Annotated in this window: 11 protein-coding genes; 5 read left to right on the forward strand and 6 right to left on the reverse strand. The window is 68.5% G+C overall.

Annotation, left to right across the window (positions count from 1 at the left end; all coding sequences use genetic code 11):
• Positions 1 to 96 precede the first annotated feature (96 nt).
• Together AC3WTD_RS15835 and AC3WTD_RS15840 are read right to left on the reverse strand one after the other, a co-directional pair.
• Positions 97 to 2,238: an AsmA family protein gene (locus tag AC3WTD_RS15835; RefSeq protein WP_492614356.1), complete on the reverse strand. Its 2,142-nt coding sequence runs from the start codon at positions 2,236 to 2,238 to the stop codon at positions 97 to 99.
• A gap of 258 nt (positions 2,239 to 2,496) precedes the next feature.
• The gene (locus AC3WTD_RS15840; protein ID WP_492614357.1) at positions 2,497 to 3,432 is read right to left on the reverse strand and encodes a peptidylprolyl isomerase; all 936 of its coding nucleotides are present in this window, start codon (positions 3,430 to 3,432) and stop codon (positions 2,497 to 2,499) included.
• A 270-nt stretch (positions 3,433 to 3,702) separates the two neighbouring features.
• Between AC3WTD_RS15840 and AC3WTD_RS15845 the strand changes: the two genes are divergently transcribed.
• The 5 genes from AC3WTD_RS15845 to AC3WTD_RS15865 all read left to right on the forward strand — a co-directional run bounded on the left by AC3WTD_RS15845 (position 3,703) and on the right by AC3WTD_RS15865 (position 9,241).
• A complete protein-coding gene (locus tag AC3WTD_RS15845; RefSeq protein ID WP_492614358.1) occupies positions 3,703 to 5,349 on the forward strand; it encodes a methyl-accepting chemotaxis protein in 1,647 nt (548 codons plus the stop codon).
• Positions 5,350 to 5,367: 18 nt separating this feature from the next.
• Entirely contained in the window at positions 5,368 to 7,173 is a 1,806-nt protein-coding gene (locus AC3WTD_RS15850) for an EAL domain-containing protein (protein ID WP_492614359.1), read from the forward strand.
• Between the two features lie 136 nt (positions 7,174 to 7,309).
• On the forward strand, positions 7,310 to 7,675 hold the full coding sequence (locus AC3WTD_RS15855) for a PadR family transcriptional regulator (RefSeq protein WP_027492404.1): 366 nt from the start codon (positions 7,310 to 7,312) through the stop codon (positions 7,673 to 7,675).
• Positions 7,672 to 8,589 carry a sensor domain-containing protein gene (locus AC3WTD_RS15860; RefSeq protein ID WP_492614360.1) on the forward strand — a complete coding sequence of 306 codons (918 nt, stop codon included), beginning with the start codon at positions 7,672 to 7,674 and terminating at the stop codon, positions 8,587 to 8,589. The genes AC3WTD_RS15855 and AC3WTD_RS15860 overlap by 4 nt, the downstream gene beginning before the upstream one ends.
• Positions 8,590 to 8,632: 43 nt before the next feature.
• Positions 8,633 to 9,241: a class I SAM-dependent DNA methyltransferase gene (locus tag AC3WTD_RS15865; protein ID WP_492614361.1), complete on the forward strand. Its 609-nt coding sequence runs from the start codon at positions 8,633 to 8,635 to the stop codon at positions 9,239 to 9,241.
• Between the two features lie 148 nt (positions 9,242 to 9,389).
• Here AC3WTD_RS15865 and nth read toward each other — a convergent pair whose 3' ends face one another.
• From nth to metG, 4 genes are all read right to left on the reverse strand, one after another.
• On the reverse strand, positions 9,390 to 10,025 hold the full coding sequence (nth, locus tag AC3WTD_RS15870; RefSeq protein ID WP_492614388.1) for an endonuclease III: 636 nt from the start codon (positions 10,023 to 10,025) through the stop codon (positions 9,390 to 9,392).
• A 121-nt stretch (positions 10,026 to 10,146) separates the two neighbouring features.
• Positions 10,147 to 10,758 carry an RnfABCDGE type electron transport complex subunit B gene (locus AC3WTD_RS15875; RefSeq protein WP_492614362.1) on the reverse strand — a complete coding sequence of 204 codons (612 nt, stop codon included), beginning with the start codon at positions 10,756 to 10,758 and terminating at the stop codon, positions 10,147 to 10,149.
• Positions 10,751 to 11,206 carry a putative signal transducing protein gene (locus AC3WTD_RS15880; RefSeq protein ID WP_492614363.1) on the reverse strand — a complete coding sequence of 152 codons (456 nt, stop codon included), beginning with the start codon at positions 11,204 to 11,206 and terminating at the stop codon, positions 10,751 to 10,753. Before AC3WTD_RS15880 ends, AC3WTD_RS15875 begins: the two co-directional genes overlap by 8 nt.
• Before the next feature lie 11 nt (positions 11,207 to 11,217).
• Positions 11,218 to 13,356: a methionine--tRNA ligase gene (gene metG / locus AC3WTD_RS15885; protein WP_492614364.1), complete on the reverse strand. Its 2,139-nt coding sequence runs from the start codon at positions 13,354 to 13,356 to the stop codon at positions 11,218 to 11,220.
• Positions 13,357 to 13,511: the final 155 nt, after the last annotated feature.

Genomic DNA, 13,511 nt, shown 5'->3' on the forward strand with positions numbered 1-13,511 from the left:
GTAGGAGCCCGCTGGCGGGCGATGCTTTTGAAGCTGGGATTCGGGATTCGGGATTCGGGATTCGCAAGAGCAAAAGCATCGCCCGCCAGCGGGCTCCTACCGGCGGGGGCGCGTCCGCATCATCGTGCCGGAGCTGCGCAACTGCTGCAGCACGCTGCGGCAGGTGTTGTCGCCATCGCCGCCGTGGCTGGGCGCAACCAGGGCGAGCAGGGCTGCGGCCGGGGCGGCGACCGCGCCCAGCGCTACGGCGCCGGCGCCGCGCGCCAGCAGCGGGCCGGCGTGCACGCCGACGTCCGGATTCTTCAGCGTGCCGTGGACGTACAGCGGCGAGCGCAGCGAGAACACGCGGAAGCCCTTGGTGTGCGGCTTCACGTCGAGGTCGAGTTTCTCGTCGGCGAAGTTCACCGTACCGGTCACGTTGACCACCGCGTCGCCGGTGTCGAACACGAACAGGCGCATGTCGAACAGGCCGTGGGTCGCGGCCATGTCGGCAGCGGCGCAGTTGATCGGCACCGTCTTGTCGCCGAACAGCTTGCCGATGACGATGTTGGCCACGTTGAGGCCGGCGGTTTCCAGCAGGGTCTTGCTGATCGCGCCATCGTTCATCAGCAGCTTCAGTTCGCCGTTCGCGCTGCCGAGCAGGGCGGCCACCGAGTTGCCCTGCGCATCGAGCGTGGCGTCGCCGTTGATCTCGCCGAGGCTGCTGCGCATCGGTTCGAAGGTCGGGAACAGCTGCTTGAGCTTGAGCCGCCGCGCGCCGAGTTTCAGCACGCCGCGCATCGGCGTGCGGCTGCCGTCGAGGGTAAGGTTGCTGCGCACCGTGCCGCCGGCCAGGCCGAAGCTCAGCGGGTCGAGGTACAGCGCGCCGTTGTTCAGGACCAGGTGGGTGCCGAGCGAGTCGATCGGCAGCGCCGCGCCGCGCACGATGCGTGCGCCGGTGAAGGTGACGTCCGCGTCCATCGCCTGCCAGCGGTCGGTACGGAACGGTTCGACCGGCAGCAGCTTGTCGGCCGGCTGCGGCGTGGCGTCGCCGCGCCGTTCCTTGCCGGCGCGGGAATCGGCGCCAATCAGCGGGGCCAGGTCGGCGAACTGCAGCAGCTTCGAGTGCAGGTCACCGCTCAGCTTCGGCCGTGCACCGCCGGTGACGAACAGCAGGTTGCCGGAAAGATCGCTGCCGCCGACGCGGCCGCGGAAGCCCTGGTAGCTGTAGCGGCTGCCGTGGCGGTGCAGCTCGGCCTTGAGGTGGCCCTCGGTGGCGTAGGGTGGCGTGTCGGGCAGGGTGATGCCGGTGATCGGGTAGAGCCTGGCCATGCTGGAGCCGGAGAACCACAGGCGCACGTCGAGCGCGCCCAGGTGCAGCGGATCGGTCAGTGTGCCGACCAGCGCGATGTGGCTGTCGCCGATGCGCAGGTCGGCCTGCAGCGGGAACGGCATGCTCTTGTCCTGCAGCGCCAGCACGGCGCCGGTACGGCCCTTGCCCTTGAGCGGGCTGCCCTGGTAGCTGCCTTCGGCGGTCCAGCCGAACTGGTAGATGGTCGACGCGGTCGCCTGGCCCACCTTTTCCGGCGTGGCTTCGTCGCCGGCCAGGGCCCTGGTCGCCGCCGCGCCGGCCGTCTTGCCGGCCTGTTCGCGCGCGTCGCTGGATTGCTGCGCCACGATCTGCTCGTAGGGAATGGCTTGCTGTAGCGGCTCCACCACCAGCTTCAGCTTCACCCGGCTGGCGGCATCGTCGAGCGTGAGCAGCCCCTGGTCGAAGCCGATCGTGCCCAGCTGGAGTTTCCAGGCGGAGGGCGCGGTGCTTTGTGGCAGCGCGAAATCCCAGCTGGCGCGGCCCGACTTGTCGCGCTCCAGGTCGACCGTGGGGCGCACCAGTTGCAGCGTGGGCACCTCGATGCGATGCGCCAGCAACGCCGGCAACGACAACCGGAAGCGCAGCGCGTCAAGGTGGGCGAACTGCGGCTGCGCAGCCCAGTCCGGGTTGGCGATGCGGATGTCACGCGCGGTGAACTCGGGCCACGGCAGCCACGAACCGGGCCAGCCGGCGAGGCGGTCGCGTCGCCAGTCCACGGTCAGTGCGCCGTTGATCGCGAACGGTCGCCCGATCGCCTGGCTGACCTTGTCGCCGATGAACGGCTTCATGCGGTTCCAGTCGAACGTGGCGACGGCGAGCAGCAGCACCGCGAGCAGCACCAGCAGCGTGCCTGCGATCCAGCTGAGTACTTTTCGGCTGCGTTGCATCCGTCACTCCCGCGGCGGTTGGCCTGCGCGTCGAGCCATATGCCCAGTGATAGCCGCCGGCATGCAAAAGTTGTGTGGTGGTGGCCGGTTGCTTTCAGACCCCGTTCACACGCGGTCGCCGGCGCAGCCTGCAGCGGAGTCGGCGGCGGCAGCGATCGCGGCGCGGATGCGTTCCTTGGCGGACAGCGGGGCGGCAGCGCCGGGGGCCATGCCGCGTTCGCTCGCTGCAAAGGCTGCCCGCTGGCGGGCAGCGTTGCTTCAGTGCGTCGGCTTCGCCTCGCGCACCGGCACGTCGATGCCGCACAGGTCGACCTTGCCGGCCGGTCGCGCGTAGAACGCGTTGCGGCCGTTGCGCTTGGCTTCGACCAGCGTGGCGAAGGTGGCGCTGTCGGTGCGCAGCGCCTCGATCGCCGGACGCTGCGTGGCGGGGAGATCGGCGACCAGGCGCACGGATTCGATGCTGACGCGTTGCTCCGGCTTCGCGTAGAAGCCCATCGGCTCGGGGCCGCGCGGCAGGCCGGAGAGCAGCGGCATGCCTTCCAGCACGCGGCCGGCGACGGCGAGGTTGCGGTCGAGCCGGCGCGGCGCCTGCCCGATCACCGCGTACAGCGAGCTGCCGCTGCCGGTTTCCGGCGCGACGTCGCGCGCCACGCCGACCATGCCGTAGCAGTGCGTCAGCCATTGCTGCCCGCTGGCGGGATCGCGCGCCACCGGGAAGCCTTCGCTGAAACCCACCTGGGGCGCGTACACGTCGCCATCCGGCAGTGGTGTCCACGGCAGCTTCGCGTCGATCGCGCGGGTGAACTCCGGGGGCAGCGTCTTGCTGGCCTTGCCCAGCGATCGGAGCTTGCTCTTGTCGCCGTCGTCGTCGTTGGGGTCGCCCCACTGAGTGACGAAGTTGTCCTGCACGCGGACGATCGCCAGCCCGTCGAAGTAGTGCTGGCGCACCAGGGTGCGGATGTTGGCGGCGTGCAGCGGAGTGAAATCCGGCGCCAGCTCGATCAGCACGCGCCCGCTCGGCAGCTGCATCAGCAGCAGGTTCTGCGGGTCCGGCGTGCGCCATTCGGCCGGCGCGGACTTGGCCAGGATCTCCTTCGCGGTCGGCGTGGGCTTGTCCTGTTCGGCGGCGACGGCAGGCGGCACCAGCAGGCTGCCGGCCAGGGCAAGCGCGGTGACCAGGTGGCGGCGGAGCATGGCATTCCCCCTGCGCAAACGATGAGCGAGGGCGGCAACTTAGCAGAGTGCCGACGGGCACGACACCAAAGGCTCTGCAACAGCACTGTCTTGCAAACCGGGCATGTTTGTCGCCCGTGGTGGCAGCGCCAGTCCAGTCGCCGGATGTACCGGGCGGGTCCGCAATGCATTTGCCAAGCAATTGAAACACAAAAGAAATATTTGGATTCCCCCTCAAGTAAACGAGGTGGCCGCCGTTAGCTTGGCGGCCTCGTCCACTCCGGTCCCTCCATGCGCCTGCGCTTGTTCGCCTTTCCTGCCTTCTCCTCGTTCGGTGCGCGCCTGGCGGTGCGACTGGCCGGCACCGTGGTGCTGCTTCTGCTGGTGTGTGCCGGGTCCGCCCTGTTGCTGGCAGGGGCCGACACGCGGCTGCGGCACGTGGTGTCGGACACCCTCGCGCCAGTGGCGTCCGTGGGACGGATTCAGAACGACTACAACGACATGCTGCAGTCGGTGACGCACGCCGCGCTGACCGAATTGCCCTCGTCCGTCGATGACGCCGAGATCCAGGTCAAGACCCGCCGCATCGATGTCCGCAAGCACTGGGGGCCGCTCGGGGCGAGCGGCCTCGGCACCCGGCAGCGGCAATTGCTGGCGCTGACGGAAACCCATCGCATCGCGGCGGATGCGGCCGTCGACGAGGTCATCGCACTGCTCAAGGCCGAGCAGTTCGACCTGGCGCGGCTCAAGGTCTCCAACGACGTGGAGAACGCCTTCGGTCCGCTCAAGAGCGACTTTTCCAACCTGTTCGCGCTGGCACTTGCCGACGGCGAGGCGCAAGCGGTGCTGCAGCACCAGGCAAACCGGCGCGGCCTGTATTTGTTGGTTCTGCTGGTGGTCGCCGCGCTGGGGCTGACGCTGTGGATGGACCTGCGCATCATGCGCTCGCTGACCGGCCGTCTGGCTGTCGCGGCGCGGGCGGCCGCGCGCATCGCGAAGGGATCGCTGGGCGAGCCGATCGAACCCGGGCACGACGACGAGATCGGTCGCCTGCTGCGCAGCCTCGATGGCATGGACCGCCAGCTGGCCGCGGTGATCGGCCTGGTGCGTGACCGGTCGCGCCTGCTCGACCATCATGCTGCCGACATTGCCGCTGGCAATGACGCGCTCGGTCGGCGCACCGAGCTGCAGGCGCAGCAACTGCGGCGCACCTCCGGCGCCATGGCCAGCATCGCGGCGACCCTCACCGAAAACGCGCGGCTGGGCAGGGACGCCGATCGCGCGGCGGGCGAGGCGCGCGAGCAGACCGCGCACGGTCGCCTTGCCGTCGACGAAGCCATTGGTTCGATGGAAGCCATCGACCGCACCAGCCGCCGCATGGGAGACATGCTGGATCTGATCGACCAGGTGGCCTTCCAGACCCGGCTGCTTTCCCTCAATGCAGCTATTGAGGCTGCCCGGGCCGGCGCACACGGCCGCGGGTTCGCTGCCGTGGCCGTCGAGGTGCGCCAGCTGGCCCAGCGCTGCGCGGAGGCGGCGCGGGACATCCGCGGGCTGGTCAAGGCGAGCGACGACGCCGTGCGCAGTGGGCTGGGCCGGGTCGCCCAGGCCGGCGAGGTGATCGAAAGCATCGGCAGCAGCGTCGATCGCCTGGCCGAGGCGATGGCGGCCATGCTGGTGGCCGGCCGCGGGCAGGCCGGCGAGATCACCGCGGTGAACCAGGCGGTGATCGACATGGATGCGATGACGCGGGAGAACGCCGCGCTCGGCGAACAGGCCGCCATGGCGAGCCGCGCGATGCGGGAGAGCGCCACGGCCCTGCTGGATGAAGTCGGCTTCTTCACCCTGGCGGAGGCGCCGGACCCGCCGCCGGTCGAAGACGAGCCCGTCACACCTGCGCGTCCCTTGGTCGCCCACCTTCTTCCGGCCCTCACCTGAGCAGACGGTCAAGCCCAAATGAGCATGGTCATCGGTCCAGACAATCGCGGTCCATCCCTGCTCGACCAGGCGGCCGGCGGCAGCGGGCTGCGGGCGGTGTTCCAGCCGGTGGTGCGGCTCGAGGACATGACCGTGGTCGCGCACGAAGGCCTGTGCCGGCCGGCGGAAGGCGCGCAGGACCTCAGCGTGCTCGACATGCTCGACCTGGCCCGCGCCAAGGGTCGGCTCGGCGAGTTCGAGCTGCTGGCCGCCCGCACCGTCTGCACCGCCTTCGCCAGACAGTCCGCGAGCGGCCGCCTGCTGGTCAATCTCAGCGCGCACGCCATCCTGGACGGCGGGCTGCAGCCGGACCTGCTGATCGCGGTCCTGTCGGGTGCCGGCATCGGCATCGACCGCATCACGGTCGAGATCACCGAGCGCGACATCGTGCAGAACCCCACCGAGCTCGCGCACGCCGTCGGCTATCTGCGCGCCCGCGGTACGCGCATCGCGCTGGATGATTTCGGCAACGGCCATTCCAACTTCGAAATGTGGAACGAGCTTCACCCCGAAATAGTGAAGATCGATCGCTACCTTGTGCACGGACTGGCGCGCAGCGCCGAAAAACTCGCGATCGTCCGCGCACTGTGCAGCGTCGCCGAGACTCTCGGCGCCGACCTGGTGGGCGAAGGCGTGGAGGATGCCGCGGACCTGCGGCTGCTGCGGGAGCTTGGCATTTCCTACGCCCAGGGCTTCCTGCTGGGACGGCCGCAGGTCGAGGCCCTCGCCGCGGTCAGCGACGAGGCCCGCGAGGCGATCCGCGGGCACGTGGTGCCGGTACCGCCGCGACCGCGCGGCCCGGTCACGCTGCGGCCGGTGCGGGCCGGGCATCTGGTAATTTCTGCCCCGGCCGTCACCCTGCAGCAGACCAACGACGACGTGGCGGTGCTGTTCGCGCGGCACAACGAACTGCACGCCATAGCGGTCACCGACGCGGAACGCCCAGTGGGCCTCATCAATCGCCGCGTGTTCACCGAGCGCCTTGCACAGCCGTTCGCGCGCGAGCTGTTCGGGCGGAAATCCTGCGACGCCTTCATGCACGTCGCGCCCCTGCTGTGCGAGGAGGGCCAGTCGCTGGAGAGCATGGCCGACGTGCTGCGCGGCGAGGACCAGCGCTACCTGACCGACGGTTTCATCATCACCCGCGGCGGGCGCTACCTCGGGCTCGGCACCGGCGAGTCGCTGGTGCGGCGCGTGACCGAGCAGCGCATCGAGGCGGCGCGCTACGCCAACCCGCTCACCTTCCTGCCGGGCAACATCCCGGTGACCGAGCATATGGAGCGGCTGCTGCGCGAACAGCGCATCTTCGTCGCCGCCTACGTCGACCTGAACGACTTCAAGCCATTCAACGACCAGTACGGCTACTTCCGCGGCGACGAGATGATCCGCCTGCTGGCGGCGACCCTCACCGCGCGGATCGATCCGGCGCGCGACTTCGTCGGCCACATCGGCGGCGACGATTTCATCCTGCTGTTCCAGAGCGCCGACTGGGAGCCGCGCTGCCGCACCATCATCGCCGAGTTCAACGAGCGCTCGCGGGCCCTGTTCGACGCCGAGGACCTCGCCCAGGGCGGCATCGAGGGCGAGGATCGCCGTGGCGCGAGGCAGTTCTTCGCGCTGGCCACCGCGTCGATCGGTGCGGTGCGCATCCAGGCCCCGTTTCCTCGACGCCCGGAAGTGATCGCCACGCTGGCGGCCCGCGCCAAGCGGCACGCCAAGCGCGAGCGGCTGGGCTTCCACGTGTTGCTGGCCCCCGCGAGCGAGGCGACGGAGCCTGCCCGCTGAGCCGCATCGGAGCGATGTGGTTGCGGTGCCATGTTCGCGGATGCGGTCCGGCCGGGCATGACTTCAGGCCTATGCACTAGTATCAAGTTCACACTATGGTTCACTCAATGCCATGCGGCAATGCGGGTGAGCTGAAGTGGACGACAGCGCCAGCCAGTTGAAGAAGTTCCAGAAGGAGCTGTCCAGCGGCACCGTGTCGCTGGTGCTGCTGGCGGTGCTGGGGCAGTCGCGCCAGCCGATGTACGGCTACCAGATCGCCAAGCGGCTCGAAGAAACGGGCGAGGGAGTGCTGGCCGGCAAGCAGAGCGCGCTGTATCCCGTGCTGCGCAACCTGGAGGCGGCCGGCCTGCTCGCCAGCGAGGTCGAGCCGTCCGTCAGCGGGCCGCCGCGCCGCTATTACCGCATCACCCGACCGGGGCGCGAGGTACTGCGCGAATGGGTCGCCGCATGGAACGCCACCCGCGATTCCGTCGACAACGTCTTGCAAGGAGGGGTGTCATGAACGCGCCACGCACCATCGTCGAATACCTTGAACAGTTGCGTGTCGCGCTGCGCGGCGCCGACCCGGCGCTGGTCCAGGACGCTTTGTACGACGCCGAGGAACACCTGCGCGCCGAACTGGCCGAGCAGCCCGATCGCAGCGAAGCGGCGATGCTGGAGCACGTCGTCGGCAGCTACGGCGCGCCGGATGAGGTGGCTGAGATCTACCGCGACCAGGAGATCAAGATCCAGCGCGCACTGCGTCCGCCGCCGTCGCCGAAGCGGCGCTCGCTGGCCGGGCGCTTCTTCGGCGTCGCCGCCGACCCGCGCACCTACGGCGCGCTGTTCTACATGCCGTTGGCGCTGGCCACCGGCATCTTCTACTTCACCTGGGCGGTGACCGGCCTGTCGCTGTCGCTGGGGCTGTCGGTGCTGATCATCGGCTTGCCGTTCATCGTGCTGTTCTTCGGCAGCGTGCGCGTGCTGTCGCTGGTGGAAGGGCGCATCGTGGAGGCGATGCTGGGCATGCGCATGCCGCGCCGGCCGGTGTATCCCACCCAGGGCATGAGCCTGATGCAGCGTATCGGCAGCATGTTCACCGACGTGCATACCTGGACCACTCTTTGCTACATGTGGCTGATGCTGCCGTTGGGCATCGTGTATTTCACGCTGGCGGTGACCCTGCTCAGCGTGTCGGTGGCGTTCATCGGCGCGCCGCTGGCGATGCTGTTCCGCGACGACAGCTGGTTGTCCTGGCCGCGCCAGGTCACCGTGGACTGGGGTTTCGGCGCACATGTGCCGGGTTGGGGCGACGCGATCGCGATGTGCGTGATCGGCATCGTGCTGCTGTTCGCCACCCTGCATCTGGCGCGCACGCTGGGCCGGGTGCACGGCCAGGTCGCCAAGCACATGCTGGTGCCACGCGCGGCGGATTGAGGACCACCCGGTTACCATGCGGCCTTTGCCGGACCGACCGCCGATGCCCAAGACCTACGACCGCGCCTATTTCGACAAGTGGTACCGCGACCGGCGGCATGCGGTGGGCTCGCCGGCGGAGCTGAAGCGCAAGATGGCGATGGTGGTGGCGCAGGCGGAGTACTACCTGGGCCGGCCGGTGCGCAACGTGCTCGACGTGGGTTGCGGCGAGGCGACCTGGCGCGCGCCGCTGCGCGCCCTGCGGCCGGGCATCGCGTATCGCGGGCTGGACGCCAGCCAGTACGTGGTGGCGCGTTACGGCCGCAGCCGCCACATCGGCCTGGCGCGCTTCGGCCAGCTGGAACAGCTGCGCTTCGACGCCCGTTTCGACCTGATCGTGTGCACCGACGTGCTGCATTACCTGAAGCCGGCGGAGATCCGCGCCGGGCTGCACGGCATCGGCGAGATGCTGGAGGGCGTGGCGTTCCTGGAGGTGTTCACCAGCCGCGACGATGTCGCCGGCGACCACCACGGTTTCGTGGCGCGCGCGCCGGCCTGGTACCTGCGCGAGTTCGGCAAGGTGGGGTTGCTGCCGTGTGGCTCGCACTGCTACCTGGGGCCACGGCTGGAGCGCCACATCGCGGCGCTGGAGCGGGCGCAGCTGCCGGCCTGACGCCCGGGTTACGGTGCGTGTAGGAGCGCACCCTGTCCACAAGGGACTTCCTTCGGTCGTGCGCGATGCTCTGATGTTGATCGGAGCCAAGAGCATCGCGCACAGGGTGCGCTCCTACAAAAACCAGGCTGCGTGGGCGTTTTTCCCATTATTCGACGGTCTTGTGCTTGTAGCGGCACAGGTCGCGGATCGGGCAGTGCGGGCAGTCCGGCTTGCGCGCCTTGCATACGTAGCGGCCGTGCAGGATCAGCCAGTGGTGGGCGTCGTGTTTGAACTCTGGCGGCACCACCTTCGCCAGCTTGTCCTCGACCGCGCGCACGTCCTTGCCGGGGGCGAGGCCGGTGCGGTTGGCGACGCGGAAGATGTGCGTGTCCACCGCGATGGTCGGCTCGCCGAAGGCGGTGTTGAGTATCACGTTGGCGGTCTTGCGACCCACCCCGGGCAGCGCTTCCAGCGCCTCGCGCGTGCGCGGCACCTCGCCGCCGTGCTGCTCGATCAGCAGCCGGCACAGCGCGATCACGTTCTTCGCCTTGGCGTTGAACAGGCCGATCGTGCTGATGTACTTCTTCAGCCCCTCCTCGCCCAGCGCGAGGATCGCCTGCGGCGTGTTGGCTGCCGGATAGAGTTTCTTCGTGGCCTTGTTCACGCCCACGTCGGTGGCCTGCGCAGACAGCACCACGGCTACCAGCAACTCGAACGGGGTGGAGTAGGCGAGTTCGGTGGTCGGATGCGGGTTCAGCTCGCGCAGGCGGGTGAACAGCTCGACCACGTCGGCGCGTTTCATGGGCATGGCGAAACGTCCGTCATGCCAGCGCAAGCTGGCATCCAGTGTCTTGCCGCTGCCCCGGCCTGACAGTCACTGGGTTCCAGCTTGCGCTGGAACGACGATGAGCGGCTTCGCGTTTTCATGACGATTTGTCCTGCTTCGCACGGGCGCGCGCCAGCGCGGCCAGCACCGGGTTGCTGGATGCGGCGGTGTCCACCGCTGTCTTGCGCATGGCCAGTTCCGCCTCGCGCTCGGTCGCTTCGCGTGCCAGTCGCGCCTCGCGGCGCTGGAAATGTCCGCGCGCCGCGTCGGCGTGCGTCTGATCGATCTGTTCCATCGGCATCGGTTCGAGCACGATGCAGTCGACCGGGCAGGCCGGCACGCACAGTTCGCAGCCGGTGCAGTCGTCGGCGAGCACGGTGTGCATCAGCTTCGACGCACCCACGATGGCATCGACCGGGCAGGCCTGGATGCACTTGGTGCAGCCGATGCAGTCGGCTTCGACGATGCGCGCCAGCATGCGCGGCTTCTCCACGCCGCAGGCGGGGTCCAGCGGCAGCATGGGTCGCTCCAGCAGCGCCGCCAGCTTCGCGATGCCGGCCGTACCGCCGGGCGGGCAGCGGTTGATCGCCGCCTCGCCACGCGCGATCGCCTCCGCATACGGCCGGCAGCCGTGATAGCCGCACTGCTCGCATTGCGTCTGCGGCAGCAGGGCGTCGATGCGGTCGGCGAGAGATCGCAACTCAGCCATGGTGTCTGCGTGTCCCGGCTTCGGCCGTCTGTCTGCTCAATTCGGCATAAGTGTCGGGAGGAACAGCTTTCCAGTGGTAGCCACAGGACTTGCAGCGCTCCCGCCACTTGAGGGCGGGCCATATCGGCAGGCCGAGGAAGCACCCGAAGAAAAAAGCCCAGCCGCGATAATTGGGGTTTTCCTCGATATCGCTGCCGTCGCAGCATGGGCATCGGTCGTCGCAGGTGAGGCAGTAGTCGCCTTGCCGCCAGTGGTCGAGAACGTCGCGGGCCTGCGCGAGGCATGCATCGGGCACCATGACCAATGGACCACCGAATGCGATCACCTGGTACCACTTGAGCCGCGACAAGCCGTTTTCGAAAACGAAAGCGGTGCAACCTTCCTCACGCAGCAGGCCGGCGACAATTTCTGCCTCGGCATGGTCGTAGGATCGGTGGACGCACCGCATGTGTTCTCCCGTCAGCGCACGCTGGCGCCAGGCCGCGCGCCCGGATCGGCATCGAGCAGGAACAGGTCGCTGCCGCCGTCACCAGCGGACAGGATCATGCCCTCGGAGAGGCCGAAGCGCATCTTGCGCGGGGCGAGGTTGGCGATGAACACCACGTTGCGGCCGACCAGCTTTTCCGGCTCGGCGTAGGCAGCGCGGATGCCGGAGAAGATCTGCCGGGTGCCCAGTGCGCCGGCATCGAGTTCGAAGCGCAGCAGCTTGTCCGAGCCGTCCACGAACCCGCAGGCGATGACCTTGCCGATGCGCAGGTCCAGCTTGGCGAAGTCGTCGATGCCGATGGTGTCGGGAGTCGGGACTCGGGATGACCCGACATTCGTCGCTTGAGAGCCGGGATTCGGCGCAGCGGGTGCGGTCGGCGTGGCGGTGTCGTTCATGGCTTTTTTCTTTTTCGGGGCGGCGGGAGCGGCGGCCGGTGCGCCCAGCGAATCCTTCGATGCTTCGATCATCGCCTCGATGCGCTTGGGGTCGATGCGGCCGAGCAGCGGCTCGAAGGTGTTGATGGCGTGGTTGCGCAGGCCGGCGCGGGCGTCGTCGAAGTCGGCGATCGGCGCGGCCAGGAACCGTTCGGCGGCGGCCGCGGTGATCGGCAGGATCGGCTTGAGCATGCCGGTCAGCAGGCGGAACGCGGTCAGCGCGAACGAGCACACCTGGTGCAGCTCGTCGCGGCGGCTCTCGTCCTTGGCCATCGCCCATGGCGCCTTGGCGGCGATGTGACCGTTGACCAGGTCGGCCATCAGCACGAAGCGGCGGGTGACCTCGGCGAACTCGCCGCTGTCGTACAGCGCGGCGATGCCGTCGTAGTGTTCCAGCAGGGTGTTCCACAGCGCGGTTTCCTCCGCGCTGAACTGCGGTGCCAGGCGGCCGCCGAAATACTTGTGCACGAAGCCGGCGGTGCGGCTGGCGATGTTCACCCACTTGCCGACCAGGTGCGAGTTGACGCGCTCCTCGAACGCCTTGAGGTCGAGGTCCACGTCGACCGGCGCGTCGCTGAGCATGCTGGCGAAGTAGTAGCGCAGGAACCCCGGGTGCAGGCCTGCGTCCAGGTAGGTGCGCGCCTGGATGAAGGTGCCGCGCGACTTGGACATCTTCGCGCCGTTCACCGTGAGGTAGCCGTTGACATGCAGCGCGGTGGGCACGCGCATCTGCGCGCCATGCAGCATCGCCGGCCAGAACAGGCCGTGGAAGTTGATGATGTCCTTGCCGATGAAGTGGTGCATCTCGGCGGTGCTGCCGGGGGCGAGGAAGTCGTCGAACTTGAGGCGGGCGGTGCGGTCGCACAGCGCCTTGAAGCTGGCCAGATAGCCGACCGGCGCGTCCAGCCACACGTAGAAGAACTTGCCCGGCGCGTCGGGGATCGGGAAGCCGAAATAGGGAGCGTCGCGCGAGATGTCCCAGTCCCGCAGGCCGCCGTCCAGCCATTCGCGCAGCTTCGCCGCGACGCCGCTGTTCGCCACCGGCTTGCCGTGGGTGAGCCTGCCGGCGAACCAGTCGCGCAGCAGCCCCTCGAACTTGCCCAGTTCGAAGAAGTAGTGCTCCGAGTCCTTCAGCACCGGCGCAGCGCCAGATACCACCGAGTACGGATTGATCAGGTCGGTGGGCGCGTAGGTGGCGCCGCAGTGCTCGCAGTTGTCGCCGTACTGGTCGGGCGTGCCGCAGTTGGGGCACACGCCCTTGATGTAGCGGTCCGGCAGGAACATCTGCTTGTCGGGGTCGAACAGCTGCTGGATGTTGCGCTTGGCGATGTAGCCGCCGTCACGCAACCGCGTGTAGATCAGCGTCGACAGCTCGCGGTTCTCGTCCGAATGGGTGCTGTGGTACTGGTCGAAGGCCACGCCGAACGCGGCGAAGTCGGCCTCGTGGCCCTCGCGGATGCCGGCGATGAAGGCCTCCGGCGTCATGCCGGCCTTCTCTGCGGCCAGCATGATCGGCGTGCCGTGCGCATCGTCGGCGCACACGTAGACCACCTTGTTGCCGCTCATCCGCTGCGCGCGTACCCAGATGTCGGCCTGGATGTAGCCCAGCAGGTGGCCCATGTGCAGCGGGCCGTTGGCGTAGGGAAGGGCGTTGGTGACGAGCAGGCGGCGACTCATGGCGGCGTTCGGTCGAAATGACTGCGGATTATGCCACGCCGCCGCCGCGGCATGGCCGGCACGCTTGGCAGGGCAAGGTTTCGGCGATCCGGGCCGACCGCCCGGACGGGCGGAACGGACGTGCGTTGATTGAACATTTATACGTGTTTGTGTAC

The organism is Rhodanobacter sp. FW106-PBR-R2A-1-15, from assembly GCF_058789735.1.

Excerpts from the sequence above, each read along its gene's own strand:
- AC3WTD_RS15875 (WP_492614362.1), bottom strand. The coding sequence starts at position 10,758 with ATGGCTGAGTTGCGATCTCTCGCCGACCGCATCGACGCCCTGCTGCCG.
- AC3WTD_RS15840 (WP_492614357.1), bottom strand. The coding sequence starts at position 3,432 with ATGCTCCGCCGCCACCTGGTCACCGCGCTTGCCCTGGCCGGCAGCCTG.
- AC3WTD_RS15845 (WP_492614358.1), top strand. The coding sequence starts at position 3,703 with ATGCGCCTGCGCTTGTTCGCCTTTCCTGCCTTCTCCTCGTTCGGTGCG.
- AC3WTD_RS15865 (WP_492614361.1), top strand. The coding sequence starts at position 8,633 with ATGCCCAAGACCTACGACCGCGCCTATTTCGACAAGTGGTACCGCGAC.
- AC3WTD_RS15880 (WP_492614363.1), bottom strand. The coding sequence starts at position 11,206 with ATGCGGTGCGTCCACCGATCCTACGACCATGCCGAGGCAGAAATTGTC.
- AC3WTD_RS15850 (WP_492614359.1), top strand. The coding sequence starts at position 5,368 with ATGAGCATGGTCATCGGTCCAGACAATCGCGGTCCATCCCTGCTCGAC.
- AC3WTD_RS15860 (WP_492614360.1), top strand. The coding sequence starts at position 7,672 with ATGAACGCGCCACGCACCATCGTCGAATACCTTGAACAGTTGCGTGTC.
- nth (WP_492614388.1), bottom strand. The coding sequence starts at position 10,025 with ATGAAACGCGCCGACGTGGTCGAGCTGTTCACCCGCCTGCGCGAGCTG.
- metG (WP_492614364.1), bottom strand. The coding sequence starts at position 13,356 with ATGAGTCGCCGCCTGCTCGTCACCAACGCCCTTCCCTACGCCAACGGC.
- AC3WTD_RS15835 (WP_492614356.1), bottom strand. The coding sequence starts at position 2,238 with ATGCAACGCAGCCGAAAAGTACTCAGCTGGATCGCAGGCACGCTGCTG.